The sequence below is a fragment of the Sulfitobacter faviae genome (genome assembly GCF_029870955.1).
In the GTDB taxonomy this organism is placed as follows: Bacteria; Pseudomonadota; Alphaproteobacteria; order Rhodobacterales; family Rhodobacteraceae; genus Sulfitobacter; species Sulfitobacter faviae.
This window is the reverse complement of record NZ_PGFQ01000001.1, coordinates 3,017,363-3,033,440: the sequence shown is the minus strand read 5'-3', so window position 1 is coordinate 3,033,440 and position 16,078 is coordinate 3,017,363. Positions and strand designations below refer to the sequence as shown.

Genomic DNA, 16,078 nt, shown 5'->3' with positions numbered 1-16,078 from the left:
GTCAGCCGTCCTCCGCATGCAGTAGCAGGCCTAGCGCCAGAAAGATCGCCGCCACGGGCGGCGCCCAAGCGGCAAGGATCACGGGGATCTGGCCATTCTCGCCAAGGATCTGTGCGAAACTGCGAATGAAATACAAACCGAACCCCAGCAAAATCGAGGCCAGCACAGCGACGCCGGTCCCCCCAAAGCGGGTATGGCGCATGGTGAATGCGCTCGCAACCAGAACCATGGCCACGAGAAAGAAGGGTCGCGCAAGCTCGGCCTGAAGCCAGACCTCATGCTGGCGCGTGCTGAACCCGGCCTGTTCCAACTGTCGGATAAATTCGGGCAGTTCATAGATCGAGACGGCAGCGACACGGCCAATGCTCTCGCGGATACGCTCGACGGTGAGGGAGGAGGGGATCGTCAGGGTCTCATGCACCTCCGCCGCGCCTTCGGCGTTCACCCCGGCTGCCAACGGCCAAATCTTGGCCCCGGTGAGCTCCCAATCGCCGCTGCTAAGTTGTGCGCTTTCGGCTTCAATGCGCCGGATCGGGCCCTTCTCAGCGTCATAGCTGATGATCGTGACGTTATAGAGGACGGAGGCGTCGGCGTTGGTGCGCCATGCGCGAATGACCGATTGGCCTTCCTCCGTGCCTTGCCGCAGCCACAGCCCCTCGTCACTGACCGAAAGCGCCGCGCGGCCATTGGACCGGTATTCTTGGGTCAATTGCTCGGCCCGCTCACTGGTCGCCGCAACGATGGGGTTCAGCATGGCCACGGCCAGCGTGCCGATGATCAAGGCCACCACCGCCGGGGCCACCAGCGCGCGCAGGGCCGAGCGGCCCGCGGCCCGGGTCACCACCAGTTCGGAGGACCGGGCAAGCCCAATGAAAAGCGCCACCGTGGCAAGGATCATGATCAGCGGCAGGATCATGTTGATGGTCTGGGGCATGTGCAGCAGCGTCATGCCCAGCACCTGATCCCAGCCCACATCGTCATCGGCGAAACGCCGGGCCTGATCCACACCGTCGACCAGCATCACCAGCGCGGCCAGCACCCCGGTGATGACGAGAAAGCTCATGAAAAAGCGGCGGGCGAAATAGAAATGCAGGATCATGTGGCGGCCCTCTTGCCACGCAGACGCCGCCTTATCCAGCGCGGATGTGCGGCTTGCCAAAGCATCGCCAGCGTCAGCACGGCCCCGATGAGCGAGGGCAAATAGGCCAGCGGCCAGAGCGCCGCCGCCTCGCGGATTTGCACGACCATCGTGCCCCGCAGCCCGTCGATGGCGATGAGCAGGCCAAAAGCGATCACCGCCTCGCGCCAGACGCCAAAGCGGGAGAAACCGCCGAGGATCAAAGTCGCAAAGCCAATCATCGCGGCGACGAGGCAGAACAGCGGCTGCGCGAAGCGGCCATGCAGCTCTTCGGCCACCACGCCCGGCGAGGTGTCGGTCGCCGCCGCGACCCCGTCCCAATCCCAAAGCAGATCAGGCGTGACCATGGCACTCACCGACAGGTCGATCGCGTCTCCACTGCTGACCAGCGGGGAAATATCGAACGAAAAGTCGCGGAATTTGGCGGTGGCCAAACGGTTGCTCTCGGTGTCCAGCCGTTGCGCCATGCCGTTGAGCATGATCAGCGTCGTGTCGTCGCCGTTGCGGGCGAGGTAGGCTTCGGCGGCGGTGTAGATCACGCCTTCGTCGGCCTTGCGCCGGTCCGACAGGAAAACATCGCGCAGCACGCCGTCGCTGTCGATGGCGCGGGTATAGAAGGTGACATCGTCGGAGGGATGCAGAAAAGTCCCCTCTGTCAGTAGCCGCGCGGTGAGGTTGCGCGAGATTTCGGCCTCGCGCTGTTTCAACTGGCCCTGCGCCATGGGGACCAGAAAATGGCTCAGCACCGTCATCATCGCCGCCACGCAGAGGCCAAAAACAAAGACGGGCCGCGCCAGCCGCCACGGGCCGGAGCCTGCGGCCTGAAGCACCGTCAACTCGGATTCGCCCGACATGCGGTTGGTCACATAGACCGAAGCGGCAAAGGTCGCGATGGGCAGGACGGTAACGATGAGTTTAGGCAGGCCGAGGGCCGTGAACTCCAAAAACACCAATGCGGATTGGCCGTCGCCGATCAAACGGTCGAAGAGGACAACCGCGCGGTTGATCCAGAAAAGCGCCACCAGCACCAAAGCGAAAAAGCCGAACATAACCAGAAGTTGCGACAGCATGTAGCGGTCAATTCTTGCCACTCTGATCCCCCGAGATGCTCTGACGGCCTTTGCGCGGATCTTAAAGCAATTCGTGGGGCGGGAAAACTGCTATCTGGCCATGCGCCGCGCGGCGCGCTAGGTCTGGGGGAAAATCAACCATGAGGCATGCCATGACCGATCTGACCCCCATCACATTCGCCGAGACCGACATCGACCGTATCGCGGGGCATTCCGGGCGGATCGCGCTGTTTCTAGAGCCTGAGGGCCGTTTGGATGCCGGGGCGCGGCGGGTGAACCGTCTGACCAAAGGCGCTTTGCAGCGGCTGGTGGAAAGTGAACGTTTCGCCGCGCTGAAACCCGGTGACGTTCTCAGCATGGGCTACCCCGCAGGCATGGCGGCAGAGGCGGTCGACGTGGTTCATATGCCGCGCCGGGCCGAGGTGATGACCGCGCGCAAGGCCGGGGCGTCGCTGGCCAAACGCCGGGGTGACAGCGATCTGCTGATGCTCGCCGCCGCGACACGCCGGGTGGCCGATGTGGCCTTTGGTCTGGCAATGCGGGACTACGGGTTCGAAGATCACAAATCCGCGCCCAAGGTGCGCAAAGGCACGGTTGAGGTCATGTGTTCCAAACCCGACGACGCGCGTGAGGCCGCCGCACCGCTCATGGCCGTGGCCGAGGGGGCCTTCATGACCCGCGATCTGACCAATGCGCCCGCCAATATCCTGACCACCACCAATTTCGCCGAACGTCTGGCCGAGATGGAGAGCTTGGGCCTGAAAGTTGAAGTTCTGGATGAGGAAGAGCTTGCAAAGCTTGGAATGCGCACGCTTTTATCTGTAGGCCAAGGGTCGGACAGCCCATCGAAAGTGGTCGTGATGCGGTGGGAAGGCGGCGCGGATGACGCAGCCCCTCTGGCGCTGGTCGGCAAGGGCGTGGTCTTTGACACCGGCGGCATCAGCCTCAAACCCGGGGCTGGCATGGAAGACATGACCATGGACATGGGCGGCGCGGGCGTCGTCTCGGGCGTGATGCGCACACTTGCACTGCGCAAGGCCAAGGCGAATGTCGTGGGGCTTGTGGGCATCGTGGAAAACATGCCCTCGGGCAATGCCACCCGTCCGGGCGATGTGATCACCACGATGAAGGGCGACACGGTAGAGGTCATCAACACCGACGCCGAGGGGCGTTTGGTGCTTTGCGATGTCATGTGGTACGCGCAAGACCGCTTCAAACCTGCGGCGATGATCGATTTGGCCACGCTGACCGGGGCGATCATCATCGGGCTGGGCCATGAGAACGCCGGGGTCTTTTCGAATGACGACGGGCTGTGCAACGATTTCCTCAAAGCCGCCGAGAGCGAAGGGGAGGGCGCGTGGCGGATGCCGCTGGGACAGGGCTATGATGACCTGCTGAAAAGCCGCGTCGCAGATATGAAGAACATCGGCGGGCGCCCGGCGGGGTCGATCACCGCGGCGCAATTCCTCAAGCGGTTCGTCAAGGATGAGACGCCTTGGATTCACCTCGATATCGCCGGTGTTGCCTCATTGAAATCCGAAAGCACGCTGGCGCCCGCGGGTGCGACGGGCTGGGGCGTGGCGGCGCTGAACCGTCTCGTCGCTGACCGTTTCGAGAAGGGCTAAGCGACTGATGGGGGCGGCTTACTTCTATCACCTGACCCAGCGACCTCTGGTCGAGACGCTGACGATGCTGCTGGAAAAGTCGCTCGCCAATGGCTGGCGCGTGGCCCTGCGCGGGACGGATCGGGCGGGGCTACAGGCGCTGGACCGGGCGCTTTGGACCTATGCGGATGACAGCTTTCTGCCCCATGGCATGGCGGGCGGCCCGCAGGACGCGGATCAGCCGGTACTGCTGACGCTGGAGGATGGCGCCCCCAATCGGGCGGATTGTCTGATGACGGTGCATGGGGCCGATGTCACCGCTGCGGAAGTGGCAGCGCACCAACGGGTCTGCGTCTTGTTCGACGGGCATGATCCCGTGGCGCTGGATCAGGCGCGCGGCCTGTGGAAGCGGCTTAAAGCCGACGGCGCCTCGGCCCAATATTGGTCCGAGGAAAGCGGTCGCTGGGAAAAGAAGGCCGAGACTTAAAGGACGGCAGTGCAGGGGCAGGGGCCGAAAGCCCGCCGCCCCTGGACGCGGATCAGGCCGCTTTGTCGAGCGCGGGTTTCGCGGCAGCGGAGGATTTGCTCGCCTCGGCCTCAGGCGCTGCGGGTTCGACCTTGCTGACATAGGATTTGGCCGCTTCGACCGCGCTGTTGTTCACCGGCGCGATCGTGTCCAGCAGGGCGCGGGTGCGCTGGCTGTCGACGCTGCGTTGTGCTGCAGCGCGGGCAAAGGCCTCGTCATCCGCGCTACTGGCCTTTTGGGCCGTCTCGACCGGTGTAGCCTGCGCCACGGCTTGCACCGTTTCGGTCTTGGCAGGCGCTTGCACGGCTTGAGGTTTGGATGCCTCCTGCGCCGCCGCGCTGTTCTGCGCGTTCTGCCCGTCAGTGGCAGGTTTTGCCTGCGCCTGAGATGGCTTGTCCTTGGCTTTCTCGGCTTCCTGCGGCTTTTCAGTCTTCTCCGCCTTAGCGGGTTTGTTGCTTTGTTGGTAGGAGGATGACCCACCAAAAATGTTCATCAGCATAGCAGCACTTTCTCCAAAATTAGGTACAGTTGTGCCCTGCAGATATCCGCTCAAAAGGGCGGAAACCTGTTCAATTCACGGCGAATGCGGCGTTATTTCGCGGCGTATTTGATGTTTTCCCGCGTATTTCCGGCAAGGTCTTGCCCTATTCCGTCAGCGGCTTAGGCGCAGCTCCCCGCCGCTGATCTCGATCCGGCCCCAGCGTTGCAGGTAGCCCATGCCCAAAAGCGATTGCGACATGATCCCGTCATTCACCACCGCGGGGACGTTGTGATCGACCGCATGGCCCACCACCACCTCATCGAGGCGCACGAAGGCGGTGCGCGTCTCGCCATTGGCGGTGCCCGCGCGGCCGAGGTAATCCAGCCCCTCGGGGTCGATGCCGATGCGCCCCGCGTCGGATTTGGTAAGAACGATATCGGATGCGCCCGTATCAACGACGAAGCGCACCGGCGCGCCGTTGATCTGGGCCGTCAGGTAGTAGTGCCCATCGCGCCCGCGGGGCAGGACGATGTCACCCTCTTCGCTGATGGTGAGATGTTGGCGGGCGCTGTCGCGGGTGATGTCTTGCCACAGGCCGACGCCCGCCGCGGCACCGGTAAAGATCAGCCCCCAGACCGCCGCCTGTTGCAAGGTTTTGTTCATATTGGGGCGGCTGTGCATGAAGAACCAGCCCGCCACCATCGCCAGTAGAACGATGAGATAGATCAGATGTGCTGTGTCGATTTCGGCCATGAACGCCCCCTTAGATCTCATATAGGAAGGCCGCGCGGAAATGTCAGCCGGACGTGGGGCCGGGGCCAAAGCCAAAGGCCGCCAAGCCGTCGAGCACGAATTGCACCGAGAGCGCCGCCAGCAACATGCCGAGCAGGCGGGTCACGATGTTGATGCCCGTCTTGCCCATCGCCCGCTCAAGCGCGCCGCTGACCTGCATGGTCAGCGCCATGACCACCAGTGTCAGCGCGGTGATCACGATAATGGTCAACAGCCCTTCGCCGCCCGGTTTTTCCCCCGTCAGCAGGATGACCGAGGCGATGGAGCCGGGGCCCGCAATCAAAGGAATGGCCATGGGGAAGACCGACGGATCGTCGTGGTCGTCTTCATCCGCGCGATCCTCGCGCCGTTTGGTGCGGCGGTCGAAGAGCATGTCGAGCGCGGTGATGAACAACAAGATGCCGCCCGCCACGCGGAAAGCGGGCATGGAGATGCCGATGAAGCCAAGCACCGCTTCGCCGAAAGCGGCAAAGATCAGCAGCACCAACCCGGCCACGCCCACTGCGCGCCATGCGATCTTGCGCCGCTCTGCGTTGCTCATCCCGCGGGTAAGCGCGAGGAAGACCGGCGCGATGGCGATGGGGTCGATCACCACGAACATCGTGACGAGGGCGGTGATCATATAGGCGGTGTCGAGGGTCATGGGACTTCCTTGGCGCGGGGCTTCTTGCCAGAATGCACGAGGGCCGCCCCTGAGGCGACCCCTGCGATGCGATAAAGTGAACGCTTACGGGTCAGGCAGTGGCCTTCTCCAGCTTTTCCTGTGCGCCCATCCAAAGCGATTCCGCGCGGTCCAGCGCCTCCATCACCTCGGCGTATTTCTTGTTCCAGACCTCAAGCTCACCGGTTTTGGCGTCCTCGTAAAGCGCGGGATCGGCGAGTTTCTTGGCGAGCTTGTCGCGCATCTCGTTGATCTTTTCCATCCGCGCTTCGGCCTTGCGGACCTCGCTGCGCAGGGCCAACACCTCATCGCGGCTGGCGCGTTTGGGCTTGGGGGATTCTTTCGGCTTGGCGGGGTTCTTGCTGACCGGCTTTTCCGGCGTCAGCAGCATTTTGCGATAGGCTTCGAGGTCTTCCTCATAGGGTTTGACCGTGCCTTTCGACACCAGCCACAGCCGATCGGCCACCAACGACAGCAGGTGCATGTCGTGGCTGACGAGGATCACCGCGCCCGAATAGCGCGTCAGCGCTTCCACCAGTGCTTCGCGGCTTTCGATGTCGAGGTGGTTGGTCGGCTCGTCGAGGATCAGCAGATGCGGCGCATGGAGCGTTGCCAAGAGCAGCGAAAGACGCGCCTTCTGGCCGCCCGAAAGCCGCCCGACCTCGGTCTCGGCCTGTTCGGGGCCAAGGCCGAAGCCCGCAAGCTGCGCGCGCAGCTTCGATTGCAACACGCCGGGGCGGGCGGCGATCATGTGTTGCAGCGGGGTTTCCTCGACAATCAATTCGTCCACCTGATGCTGGGCGAAGAAACCCACGCGCAACTTGGAGGAATTGACCTGCCGCCCCGCCATCAGCGGCAAGCGGTCCGACAGGAGTTTCGCCAGCGTCGATTTGCCCTGACCGTTCTTGCCCAGAAGGGCGATGCGGTCGTCTTGGTCGATCCGCAGATTCAACCGCGTGAGAACCGGGATGTCGTCAGTATAACCGACCGCGCCGTTCTCGATATTGATGATCGGCGGCGAGAGTTCCTCGGGCTCGGGGAAGGTGAAGACCTTGCGCGCCACGTCCTCGGGTGCGGTGATCATGTCCATCTTCTCGATCATCTTCAGACGCGATTGCGCCTGCTTGGCCTTGCTGGCCTTGGCCTTGAAACGGTCGACGAAGGCCTGCATATGGTCCCGCCGGGCCTGCTGTTTCTTGGCCATCGCCGCCTGCAGCGCGCGTTTCTCGGCGCGCTGGCGGGCGAATTGGTCGTAGGGGCCTTGGTAATAGGTCAGCTTGCGGTCTTCGAGGTGCAGGATGCCGCCCACGGCGCGGTTCAACAGGCCGCGGTCGTGGCTGATGATCAGCACCGTATGGGGATATTTCGCCAGATAGCTTTCCAGCCAGAGCGCGCCTTCAAGGTCGAGGTAGTTGGTCGGCTCGTCCAAAAGCAGCAGATCGGGCTGGGCAAAGAGCACGGCGGCCAGCGCCACGCGCATCCGCCAGCCGCCGGAGAAGGCGGAGCAGGGCATCTGCTGTTCTTCGTCGTCGAAACCAAGCCCCTTGAGGATCGACGCCGCGCGGCCTTCGGCGGACCAAGCGTCGATATCGGCCAGACGGGTCTGGATGTCCGCGATGCGGGCGGGGTCTTCGGCGGTCTCGCTCTCTTTCATCAACCGGGCACGTTCAATGTCGGCCTCCAGCACCGTGTCGATGAGCGAGGTCTCTGACGAGGGCACCTCTTGTGCCACACCGCCGATCTTGGCGCGGGAGGGCAAAGAGATATCACCGCTGTCGAGTGACAGCTCACCACGGATTATTTTGAACAGCGTCGTCTTGCCCGCGCCGTTGCGCCCGACGATGCCGACCTTATGCCCCTCGGGGATCACGGCGGAGGCTTCCTCGAACAGCAGGCGGCCTTCGACGGAGTAGTTGATTTCTGAAATGCGTAACATGAAAGCCGTTTGGAGCAAGCGGGGCCGAAGGTCAATCACGGCTTTTCATGGGCCAGACCCCATGCTAGGGAGCGCGCAAATCAACACCCGCTATGGAGTACAGCCAATGGCCCTCGAACGCACCTTCTCGATCATCAAGCCCGACGCAACCCGCCGCAACCTGACCGGTGCCATCGTCAAGAAATTCGAAGACGCGGGCCTGCGCGTTGTCGCACAAAAGCGCATCCACCTGACCAAAGCGCAGGCGGGCGAGTTCTACAAGGTGCACGCTGAGCGTCCCTTCTACGACGAACTGTGCGAGTTCATGGCTTCCGCGCCGATCGTAGCTCAGGTTCTCGAAGGTGAAAACGCCATCGCGAAGAACCGCGAAGTGATGGGCGCGACCAACCCTGCCGATGCGGCAGAGGGCACCATCCGCGCAGAATTCGCTGAAAGCGTTGGCGAAAACTCCGTCCACGGTTCCGACGCGCCGGAAACCGCAGCGGTTGAGATCGCATACTTCTTCTCCGGTCTGGAGCTGGTCGGCTAAGCCACCCGTTCTTCGGAAAGACTGAAAGGGTCGCCTTGGGGCGGCCCTTTTTCTTTGGCAATCAGTTGTTGAGCGTCGGGTGGTGTGAGGACATGCGCCCTTCGACATTGCCCATCGGCGGGGCTTTAGCAGCCTGGTCTTTCAGGTGACGCTCCAGCAAGTCGACGTTGCGCAGCTTCGACTTCCAACCGATATCGAAGAGGTCACCGACCAGCGGGACGGAGCCGATCACATAGTCGACCCCGGTGTTCACCAGCATTTTCGCCAGCACACTTTTCGGCGCGCCCATACGGTGCGATTCTTTCAAAATATAGGCTGCGGGCAGAAGGGCGAGCGTATCGCCCACCACCGGCACGAGGCCCAGAATCGAATCCCATCCCATCCGCACGCCGACGATCGGCAGCTTATAGGCGCTGTCCATGCTGACGGCCAAACGGCGCAGACGGGCGAGGTCAGCCTCGTGAGAGGGGGTATGGGGTTTCATATCTTTCCTTGCGTGTTGCTCTAGCCGGCAAACGCATGGTCCGGCCCCAAAGTTCCCCCATCCACCGGCCCCATCCGGTGCGCGGGGAGCGCCGTTCAAAGACTGGCGTAGTCGGTAATCAGCGGCGTAGGGCGCTGCGGCGGTTGGGCCGAGGTGCCGTTCGGCTTCGGCGCAGGCTTTGGTTTCTGCGGTTGCGGCGTTCTGTCAAGTCGGGCCATCGGGTAGCTCCTTTGCTGCTCGCTGGGGTTTGATGTCTCTCACCCCCGCAACCAGCTTGGGCGCGGTTCGGGTCCATAAAGGGGCCAGATTGCGCCCAGAATGGGGCATTTGTTGCGATTTTGCGACGGAAAGGCCCGCATTCCCCTATGAGTTGAGACTGAAACGCGCCTCTGCCTGCAAGGTGCCCTCTGGGGCCACGCGCCCCCGGCCTGTCAGATCGACCAGATGCGCCAGCACGTTTCGGGTGGCCGCCCCCAAAAGCGCGGCAGGCGTTTCGGTATAGATGGCGCGGGCGAGGTCCTCCGCCGTCGCTGGCCCGGCAGCCAGCGCGTCGAGGATCGACATCTCCCGCGCGCGACGATGCGCGACCAACCAGTCGAGCCGCGCGTTGGGATCGCTCACCGGGGCGCCGTGACCGGGGTAGAACACCCGCCATTGCCGCGCGCCCAGCTTTTCACAAGAGGCCATGAAATCGGTCAAATCCCCATCGGGGGCGAGACGAGGGAGGTCGCCCAGCCCATGACGTGATCCGCGGTCAGACAGGCATCCCCCCAAGCGAGGCTGACGTGATTGCCGATATGGCCCGGCGTGTGCAGCACTTCCAGCGTCCAGCCGTCTGCCTTCAGCAGCTCCCCATCGGCCAAAGTGTGATCGGGGCGAAAGCGGTGGTCCACACCTTCGCCGCCGCCCATCAGCCCCGCCTCGGCCAGCCCCTGCATCACCGCCGAACGGCCCGCCGTGGCCTCACCAAAGGCCCAGACCTCGGCCCCCGTACGCGCGGCCAGCGGTCGGGCAAGGGGGGAGTGATCCAGATGCGTATGGGTCACGATGATATGGCTGATCCGCTGCCCGGGCTGGATCGCGGAGAGGATCGCCTCAAGATGTGCGGGGCTGTCGGGGCCGGGGTCGATCACCGCCACATCAGTCTCGCCCAAAAGATAGGTATTGGTGCCGCGATAGGTCATCGGCGAGGGGTTGGGCGCCACGATCCGCCGCAGCCCGGGTTCCAAGGTTTCGGCGAGGCCAATCTCGGGGTCGAAGTTGTCGGGCGGCAGCATGGATTCACCTTTCGCTGGGGCAGGGGGCTGGCTAAGGTCTAGCCATGAATTTTGCCTGGCTCAAACGATATGTGCCGCGCGGCATCTATGGACGCGCCGCGCTGATCCTGCTGTTACCAGTGGTGTTTTTGCAGTTGGTCGTCGTGGTGATCTTTGCGCAGAGACATTTCGAAGGTGTCACCGGCCAGATGACCGATACGGTCCTGCGGGAACTGGAACTGGTCATGCTGGCGGTCGGCACGGCCCCCGATGCGCAATCCGTGCCCACGGCGGTTGAGGCGCGGGCGGGTCCGCTTGATTTCGTGGTGACCCCTGCCAACCGTCCGCTGCCCGAAGAAGACAGCATGCTGTGGTACGATTATTCGGGCCGCGTGCTCATCCCGCGGCTGCGCAGCAAGATGGACGGGATCGAAGCGGTGGACCTCAGCGATGACGATTTCGTCGTGCTCTATATAGAAAGCGTGCACGGACCGCTGCGCATCCAGTTCGAGCGGCGGCGCATCTCGGCCTCGAACCCGCATCAGCTTTTCGTCTACACCGTGTTTTTCGGCGTACTTTTGAGCTATATCGCTACGATCTATCTGCGCAATCAGCTGCGCCCGATCAAACGTCTGGCCCGCGCGGCGGAGGCCTTTGGCCGGGGCGGCATGAGCCTTATACCCCCACCGGCGCCATCGAAGTCCGTGCGGCGGGCAATGCTTTTGTCGACATGCGCGCCCGGATCGAGCGGCAGATCGAGCAGCGCACGCTGATGCTCTCAGGCGTGAGCCACGACCTGCGCACGCCGCTGACCCGCATGCGCCTCGGCCTGTCGATGATCGACGAGGAGGACGCAGCCCCGCTGCTGGCCGATGTCGATGATATGCAGCGGATGCTGGACGAATTCCTGAACTTCGCCAAGGGCGCCGCCGAGGGCGAGCCCGAAGAGGTGGCCCCGCATGGTTTCGTCAGCGCCATCGTCGAAGACGCGCAGCGGGCCGGGCGCAGGGTCACGCTGCTGCCGCCCGAGGGCGCAGGCGAGGGGATCGTGAAGCTCCGCAAAGTGGCGATGCGCCGGGCGGTGGACAATCTGATCTCCAACGCCGTGCGCTATGGCACGCAGGCCGAAGTCTCGGTCATGCTGAGTGATCGCACCCTGCGCATCCGGGTCGAAGACGACGGCCCCGGCATCCCAGAAGCGCGGCGGGACGAGGCGACGCGGCCCTTCTCGCGGCTTGATCCTGCGCGCAATCAGGACAAGGGCGGCGGCGTGGGGCTTGGCCTTGCCATCGCCTCCGACATCGCCCGCGCCCATGGCGGGGTGCTGCGGCTTGGGGAATCGGACCGCCTTGGCGGGCTGCGCGCCGATATCGTCATCGCGCGGTGACCCGGCGGCATGATTGTGCGACGCGCCCGTCTTTGCCACAGTGAGGTGACCCTAATACGGAGCGCAGCGATGACCCCCTATGACATGATCAAAGCCCATCTCGACACGGCCGTGCCCTTTGCCGCCCATGTCGGGGTGAAACTGCTTGAGATCGGAGACGGCACCGCCAGCGCCGAATTGGTGCAGCGGCATGAGACCTCGAACCACATCGGCACGCAGCACGCGGGCGCAATGTTCACGCTGGGCGAAGCCGCATCGGGGGCCGCCATGGCCGGGGCTATTGCGCCGGTGATCATGGACATGCGCCCCGTGGCGGCCATGGGGCAGATCACCTTCAATAAGATCGCCGAAGGCACGCTGACCGCCTATGCCAAAACCTCGCGCCCCGGGGCCGACCTGTTGAGCGCGCTGCAAGAAGACGGAAAAGTCGCCTTTGACGTGGCGGTCGACATCCAGAACGAGGCGGGTGAGACGGTGGTTGAGATGCAGGTGAACTGGCACGTCAGCGCCAAACGGTGAAGGCCACGAAAGGCGGGGGCGGAAGTATGGTAGGCCCGGCAGGACTTGAACCCGCAACCAAAGCGTTATGAGCGCTCTGCTCTAACCAATTGAGCTACAGGCCCGCCATGAGCGTTTGGGTATGACGCCGCAGGCCGAGCGTCAAGACATTAGCTGCACCAAATGATTGCAGTGGGCGGCGCAATACTCTAACTCCGCGCGCAAGGGAAAATGCGCGCCGGGGGCCATGACCATGACGAAATCCGACAACGGAATCACCTATGCCGAAGCAGGCGTGGATATTGATGCAGGCAATGCGCTTGTGGAGCGGATCAAACCGGCGGCGAAATCCACCGCGCGGCCCGGTGTCATGTCCGGCCTCGGCGGCTTTGGTGCGCTGTTCGATCTCAAAGGCGCAGGCTTCACCGATCCGGTGCTGGTCGCCGCGACAGACGGTGTGGGCACCAAGCTGCGCATCGCGATCGACACCGGCAATGTCGACAGTATCGGAATCGATCTGGTCGCCATGTGCGTCAACGATCTAGTCTGTCAGGGGGCCGAGCCGCTCTTCTTCCTCGACTATTTCGCCACCGGCAAACTGGAGCTCGACAGCGCCGCGCGGATCATCGAAGGCATCGCCAAGGGCTGCGCCGATTCCGGTTGTGCCTTGATCGGGGGCGAGACGGCTGAAATGCCGGGCATGTATCACGCAGGCGACTTCGATCTCGCTGGTTTCTCGGTCGGCGCGATGGAACGCGGGACCGAGCTGCCGCGGGACGTGAAAGAGGGCGACGTGCTCTTGGGTCTGCCGAGCGACGGGGTGCATTCCAACGGCTACAGCCTCGTGCGGAAGATTGTCGAGCGCAGCGGTTTGGGCTGGGGTGACGATTGCCCATGGGGCGAAGGTGATCTGGGCAATGCGCTGCTCACCCCCACGAAACTCTACGTCAAAGGCGCTGTGGCGGCTCTGCGCGCGGATGCCGTCTCGGCTCTTGCGCATATCACCGGCGGTGGCCTGACCGAGAACCTGCCGCGCGTGCTGCCCGTGGGCCTCGCCGCCGAGATCGACCTGAACGCATGGGAATTGCCGCCGGTCTTCAAATGGCTGGCTGCCCAAGGCGGCATGGCCGAGGCCGAGTTGCTCAAGACCTTCAACGCCGGGATTGGCATGGTCGCCGTTGTCTCCCCCGATAAGGTCGAGGCCGCCAAAGCCGCCTTTGCCGAGGATGGCCATGCCGCCATTGAGATTGGCCGCATCACCACTGGCAATGGCGTCACCTATTCCGGCGCGCTGCTTTGACCAAGCGGGTTGCGATTTTCGTCTCGGGCGCCGGCTCCAATATGCGGGCGCTGGTCGAGGATATGACCGGCGACCATGCGGGCCGCCCCTGTCTGGTGCTGTCCAACAACGCGGATGCGGGGGGATCGCTTGGGCACAGGGGCAGGGGATCGCGACCGAAGTGGTCGATCACCGCCCCTTCGGCAAAGACCGCCCGGCTTTTGAGGCGGCGCTTAGCGCTGCGCTTGAGGCCCATGCGCCCGACATCATCTGCCTTGCCGGTTTCATGCGTAAATTGACCGAAGGATTTACCGATGCCTGGGCGGGGCGGATGATCAACATCCACCCCTCGCTATTGCCGAAATACCGCGGCCTGCACACCCATGCCCGCGCGCTGGAGGCTGGCGATACCGAACATGGCTGCACCGTGCATGAGGTGACCGCCGCACTCGACGACGGTCCGATCCTCGGTCAGGCGCGCATCCCCGTTCTGCCCGGCGACACGGCCGAAAGTTTGGCCGAACGGGTCTTGGTACAGGAACACCGCCTCTACCCCGCCGTGCTGCGCCGTTTCGCCGCTGGTGAGCGGGAGCCGGTCTTGCTCACGGGCTGACGCTGGTCAAACCCGCCCGCGTGATGTACCTCTTTGGCAAAGCCCGATGACCGGGCGTGCAACATGTCAAAGAGCATATATGAAAACCATCACCACGACCGCCGACCTCGCGCTATTCTGTGAAGAGGCTGCGCGCCATGATTACGTGACCGTCGACACGGAATTCCTGCGTGAGCGGACCTATTATTCCAAACTCTGCCTTGTTCAGCTTGCCATGCCCGGCACCGATGACAGCAACGCCGTGTTGGTCGACCCTTTGGCCGATGGCATCTCGCTTGAACCGCTGTACGATCTGTTCCGCGACACCTCGGTGGTCAAGGTCTTCCACGCCGCGCGGCAGGATCTTGAGATCTTCTATGTCGATGCCAAAGTCTTCCCCAAGCCGCTGTTCGACACGCAGGTCGCCGCGATGGTCTGCGGCTTTGGGGAACAGGTGGGTTATGAGACTTTGGTGCGCAAGATCGCGCATCAGTCGCTCGACAAAACCTCGCGTTTCACCGATTGGTCGCGCCGCCCGCTGACCGAGGCGCAGAAGACCTATGCGCTGGCCGACGTGACCCATCTGCGCCAAATCTACGAATTTCTGGCCCGCAAGCTTGAACAGACCGGACGCGCGCGGTGGGTGGCCGAAGAGCTTGAGACGCTGCTCAGCCCCGATACCTATGTCACCCAACCGCAGGACGCGTGGAAACGGGTCAAGACCCGGACCAATTCGCCCAAGTTTCTGGCGATTGTCCGTGAGTTGGCGGCCTTCCGTGAGGATTACGCCCGCAACCGAAACATCCCGCGCAACCGGGTGTTCAAGGATGACGCGCTGGTCGAATTGGCGAGCCTCAAGCCCTCGAATGGCGAAGAGTTGAACCGCGCCCGGCTGCTGCTGCGCGAGGCCCGCAAAGGCGAAATCGCCGAAGGCATCCTGAAAGCGGTCGCCGCAGGTGTGGCCTGCAAGCCTGCCGACATGCCCCAGCCCGACCGCAAGCGCGACAAGTTGCAGGTGAACCCGGCGCTGGCCGATCTTCTGCGCGTGCTGCTCAAGGCCAAGACCGAAAGCGCGGGCGTCGCGGCCAAGCTCATCGCCTCGGCCAGCGATCTCGACATGCTCTCGGCGGGGGAGCGTGACGTGCAGGCACTGCGCGGCTGGCGGCATGAGGTCTTTGGCGCCGATGCGCTGCTGCTCTGCGAGGGCAAGATCGCCTTGGCCGCTGATGGCAATGACGTGAAAGCCGTCAAAGTCTGAAACGAAAAGAGCCGCCCAATTAGGGGCGGCTCTTTCTCAATAGAGGGCATGCGGCATCTTAGCGGCGAGAGACCAGCGCGTTTAGCTGCCCTTCGACGCGAATCTCACGCACCCCGGCCAGCTTCTGATCGGTCAGGCGACGCCCGGCAATCACTTCGCGGGTGGGGCGGCTGCCTTGCGGGGTGGCCTTGTCGGGCCGGACCCCTTCCAAACGATAGGTCAGAACACCGTCGACGGGCGTCTCATCCGGCGTCGCGGGGGTCAGGCGCACTTTGTAGATGCCTTGGCGTGCCGCCAGCCCCGTGGCGCGCAGAATCGCACCGCCCGGCACCGGCTCGATGGTCAAATCGGTGATCTGCTCAAAGGGGCGCCCCTCATAGGTATCGACCTCAACCGCGCGCCGCGCAAACAGCCCGCTGCGCTGCGGGATCAGGGGGTTCGTGCTCTCCGCCGGGGCGGCCTCTACCGAACGGGCAGGGCCGAACCAATTCAACGGATTGATGCGACTGTCACGGACCGTGCCGCAGGCGGATACCAAAAGGGTCGAAGCCAAAAGAGCGAGGATTGTCTTGCGCATGGGAACCGCC

General features: G+C 63.5%; 15 protein-coding genes, 1 tRNA gene and 3 pseudogenes. 8 read left to right on the top strand and 11 right to left on the bottom strand.

Annotated features, from left to right (window positions below; genetic code table 11):
- Position 1: 1 nt before the first annotated feature.
- Both lptG and lptF read right to left on the bottom strand, forming a co-directional pair.
- Entirely contained in the window at positions 2-1,099 is a 1,098-nt protein-coding gene (lptG, locus tag CUR85_RS15670; protein WP_067265969.1) for an LPS export ABC transporter permease LptG, read from the bottom strand.
- A complete protein-coding gene (gene lptF, locus CUR85_RS15665) occupies positions 1,096-2,229 on the bottom strand; it encodes an LPS export ABC transporter permease LptF (protein WP_067265972.1) in 1,134 nt (377 codons plus the stop codon). The genes lptG and lptF overlap by 4 nt, the downstream gene beginning before the upstream one ends.
- Before the next feature lie 131 nt (positions 2,230-2,360).
- Between lptF and CUR85_RS15660 the strand changes: the two genes are divergently transcribed.
- Together CUR85_RS15660 and CUR85_RS15655 are read left to right on the top strand one after the other, a co-directional pair.
- On the top strand, positions 2,361-3,833 hold the full coding sequence (locus CUR85_RS15660; protein ID WP_067265975.1) for a leucyl aminopeptidase: 1,473 nt from the start codon (positions 2,361-2,363) through the stop codon (positions 3,831-3,833).
- Between the two features lie 7 nt (positions 3,834-3,840).
- Entirely contained in the window at positions 3,841-4,299 is a 459-nt protein-coding gene (locus CUR85_RS15655) for a DNA polymerase III subunit chi (RefSeq protein ID WP_067265978.1), read from the top strand.
- 52 nt (positions 4,300-4,351) lie between these two features.
- Here CUR85_RS15655 and CUR85_RS15650 read toward each other — a convergent pair whose 3' ends face one another.
- From CUR85_RS15650 to CUR85_RS15635, 4 genes are all read right to left on the bottom strand, one after another.
- Entirely contained in the window at positions 4,352-4,837 is a 486-nt protein-coding gene (locus CUR85_RS15650; RefSeq protein ID WP_082852095.1) for a dihydrolipoyllysine-residue succinyltransferase component of 2-oxoglutarate dehydrogenase complex, read from the bottom strand.
- Positions 4,838-4,990: 153 nt separating this feature from the next.
- Positions 4,991-5,572 carry a retropepsin-like aspartic protease family protein gene (locus CUR85_RS15645; RefSeq protein ID WP_067265981.1) on the bottom strand — a complete coding sequence of 194 codons (582 nt, stop codon included), beginning with the start codon at positions 5,570-5,572 and terminating at the stop codon, positions 4,991-4,993.
- 43 nt (positions 5,573-5,615) lie between these two features.
- Entirely contained in the window at positions 5,616-6,254 is a 639-nt protein-coding gene (locus CUR85_RS15640; RefSeq protein WP_067266625.1) for a MarC family protein, read from the bottom strand.
- Between the two features lie 91 nt (positions 6,255-6,345).
- Positions 6,346-8,208, bottom strand: a complete 1,863-nt coding sequence (locus CUR85_RS15635; RefSeq protein WP_067266627.1) for an ABC-F family ATP-binding cassette domain-containing protein — start codon at positions 8,206-8,208, stop codon at positions 6,346-6,348.
- Positions 8,209-8,314: 106 nt separating this feature from the next.
- Between CUR85_RS15635 and ndk the strand changes: the two genes are divergently transcribed.
- On the top strand, positions 8,315-8,737 hold the full coding sequence (ndk, locus tag CUR85_RS15630) for a nucleoside-diphosphate kinase (protein WP_067266630.1): 423 nt from the start codon (positions 8,315-8,317) through the stop codon (positions 8,735-8,737).
- Positions 8,738-8,798: 61 nt separating this feature from the next.
- On the opposite strand, the gene CUR85_RS15625 is transcribed toward ndk, so the two are convergent.
- The 3 genes and pseudogenes from CUR85_RS15625 to CUR85_RS15615 form a co-directional block, all read right to left on the bottom strand.
- On the bottom strand, positions 8,799-9,221 hold the full coding sequence (locus CUR85_RS15625) for a DUF4112 domain-containing protein (RefSeq protein ID WP_067266632.1): 423 nt from the start codon (positions 9,219-9,221) through the stop codon (positions 8,799-8,801).
- Positions 9,222-9,316: 95 nt separating this feature from the next.
- Positions 9,317-9,439: a hypothetical protein gene (locus CUR85_RS15620; RefSeq protein ID WP_269451603.1), complete on the bottom strand. Its 123-nt coding sequence runs from the start codon at positions 9,437-9,439 to the stop codon at positions 9,317-9,319.
- 145 nt (positions 9,440-9,584) lie between these two features.
- Positions 9,585-10,498: pseudogene (locus CUR85_RS15615) on the bottom strand (MBL fold metallo-hydrolase).
- Positions 10,499-10,542: 44 nt separating this feature from the next.
- Here CUR85_RS15615 and CUR85_RS15610 point away from each other — a divergent pair.
- A pseudogene (locus tag CUR85_RS15610) lies at positions 10,543-11,864 on the top strand (ATP-binding protein).
- Positions 11,865-11,933: 69 nt separating this feature from the next.
- A complete protein-coding gene (locus CUR85_RS15605) occupies positions 11,934-12,383 on the top strand; it encodes a DUF4442 domain-containing protein (RefSeq protein ID WP_067266641.1) in 450 nt (149 codons plus the stop codon).
- A 27-nt stretch (positions 12,384-12,410) separates the two neighbouring features.
- On the opposite strand, the gene CUR85_RS15600 is transcribed toward CUR85_RS15605, so the two are convergent.
- Positions 12,411-12,487: transfer RNA gene (locus CUR85_RS15600), tRNA-Ile, on the bottom strand.
- Positions 12,488-12,615: 128 nt separating this feature from the next.
- Here CUR85_RS15600 and purM point away from each other — a divergent pair.
- The 3 genes and pseudogenes from purM to rnd all read left to right on the top strand — a co-directional run bounded on the left by purM (position 12,616) and on the right by rnd (position 15,491).
- Entirely contained in the window at positions 12,616-13,662 is a 1,047-nt protein-coding gene (purM, locus tag CUR85_RS15595; protein ID WP_067266707.1) for a phosphoribosylformylglycinamidine cyclo-ligase, read from the top strand.
- 41 nt (positions 13,663-13,703) lie between these two features.
- A pseudogene (gene purN, locus CUR85_RS15590) lies at positions 13,704-14,254 on the top strand (phosphoribosylglycinamide formyltransferase).
- 79 nt (positions 14,255-14,333) lie between these two features.
- Positions 14,334-15,491 carry a ribonuclease D gene (gene rnd / locus CUR85_RS15585; RefSeq protein ID WP_067266645.1) on the top strand — a complete coding sequence of 386 codons (1,158 nt, stop codon included), beginning with the start codon at positions 14,334-14,336 and terminating at the stop codon, positions 15,489-15,491.
- Between the two features lie 58 nt (positions 15,492-15,549).
- Here rnd and CUR85_RS15580 read toward each other — a convergent pair whose 3' ends face one another.
- The gene (locus tag CUR85_RS15580) at positions 15,550-16,068 is read right to left on the bottom strand and encodes a hypothetical protein (RefSeq protein WP_067266646.1); all 519 of its coding nucleotides are present in this window, start codon (positions 16,066-16,068) and stop codon (positions 15,550-15,552) included.
- Positions 16,069-16,078: the final 10 nt, after the last annotated feature.

Bases quoted from the DNA above. Each gene is read 5' to 3' on its own strand.
- lptG (WP_067265969.1), bottom strand. From the start codon at position 1,099: ATGATCCTGCATTTCTATTTCGCCCGCCGCTTTTTCATGAGCTTTCTC.
- CUR85_RS15660 (WP_067265975.1), top strand. From the start codon at position 2,361: ATGACCGATCTGACCCCCATCACATTCGCCGAGACCGACATCGACCGT.
- CUR85_RS15655 (WP_067265978.1), top strand. From the start codon at position 3,841: ATGGGGGCGGCTTACTTCTATCACCTGACCCAGCGACCTCTGGTCGAG.
- CUR85_RS15650 (WP_082852095.1), bottom strand. From the start codon at position 4,837: ATGCTGATGAACATTTTTGGTGGGTCATCCTCCTACCAACAAAGCAAC.
- CUR85_RS15645 (WP_067265981.1), bottom strand. From the start codon at position 5,572: ATGGCCGAAATCGACACAGCACATCTGATCTATCTCATCGTTCTACTG.
- CUR85_RS15640 (WP_067266625.1), bottom strand. From the start codon at position 6,254: ATGACCCTCGACACCGCCTATATGATCACCGCCCTCGTCACGATGTTC.
- CUR85_RS15635 (WP_067266627.1), bottom strand. From the start codon at position 8,208: ATGTTACGCATTTCAGAAATCAACTACTCCGTCGAAGGCCGCCTGCTG.
- ndk (WP_067266630.1), top strand. From the start codon at position 8,315: ATGGCCCTCGAACGCACCTTCTCGATCATCAAGCCCGACGCAACCCGC.
- CUR85_RS15625 (WP_067266632.1), bottom strand. From the start codon at position 9,221: ATGAAACCCCATACCCCCTCTCACGAGGCTGACCTCGCCCGTCTGCGC.
- CUR85_RS15620 (WP_269451603.1), bottom strand. From the start codon at position 9,439: ATGGCCCGACTTGACAGAACGCCGCAACCGCAGAAACCAAAGCCTGCG.
- CUR85_RS15605 (WP_067266641.1), top strand. From the start codon at position 11,934: ATGACCCCCTATGACATGATCAAAGCCCATCTCGACACGGCCGTGCCC.
- purM (WP_067266707.1), top strand. From the start codon at position 12,616: ATGACGAAATCCGACAACGGAATCACCTATGCCGAAGCAGGCGTGGAT.
- rnd (WP_067266645.1), top strand. From the start codon at position 14,334: ATGAAAACCATCACCACGACCGCCGACCTCGCGCTATTCTGTGAAGAG.
- CUR85_RS15580 (WP_067266646.1), bottom strand. From the start codon at position 16,068: ATGCGCAAGACAATCCTCGCTCTTTTGGCTTCGACCCTTTTGGTATCC.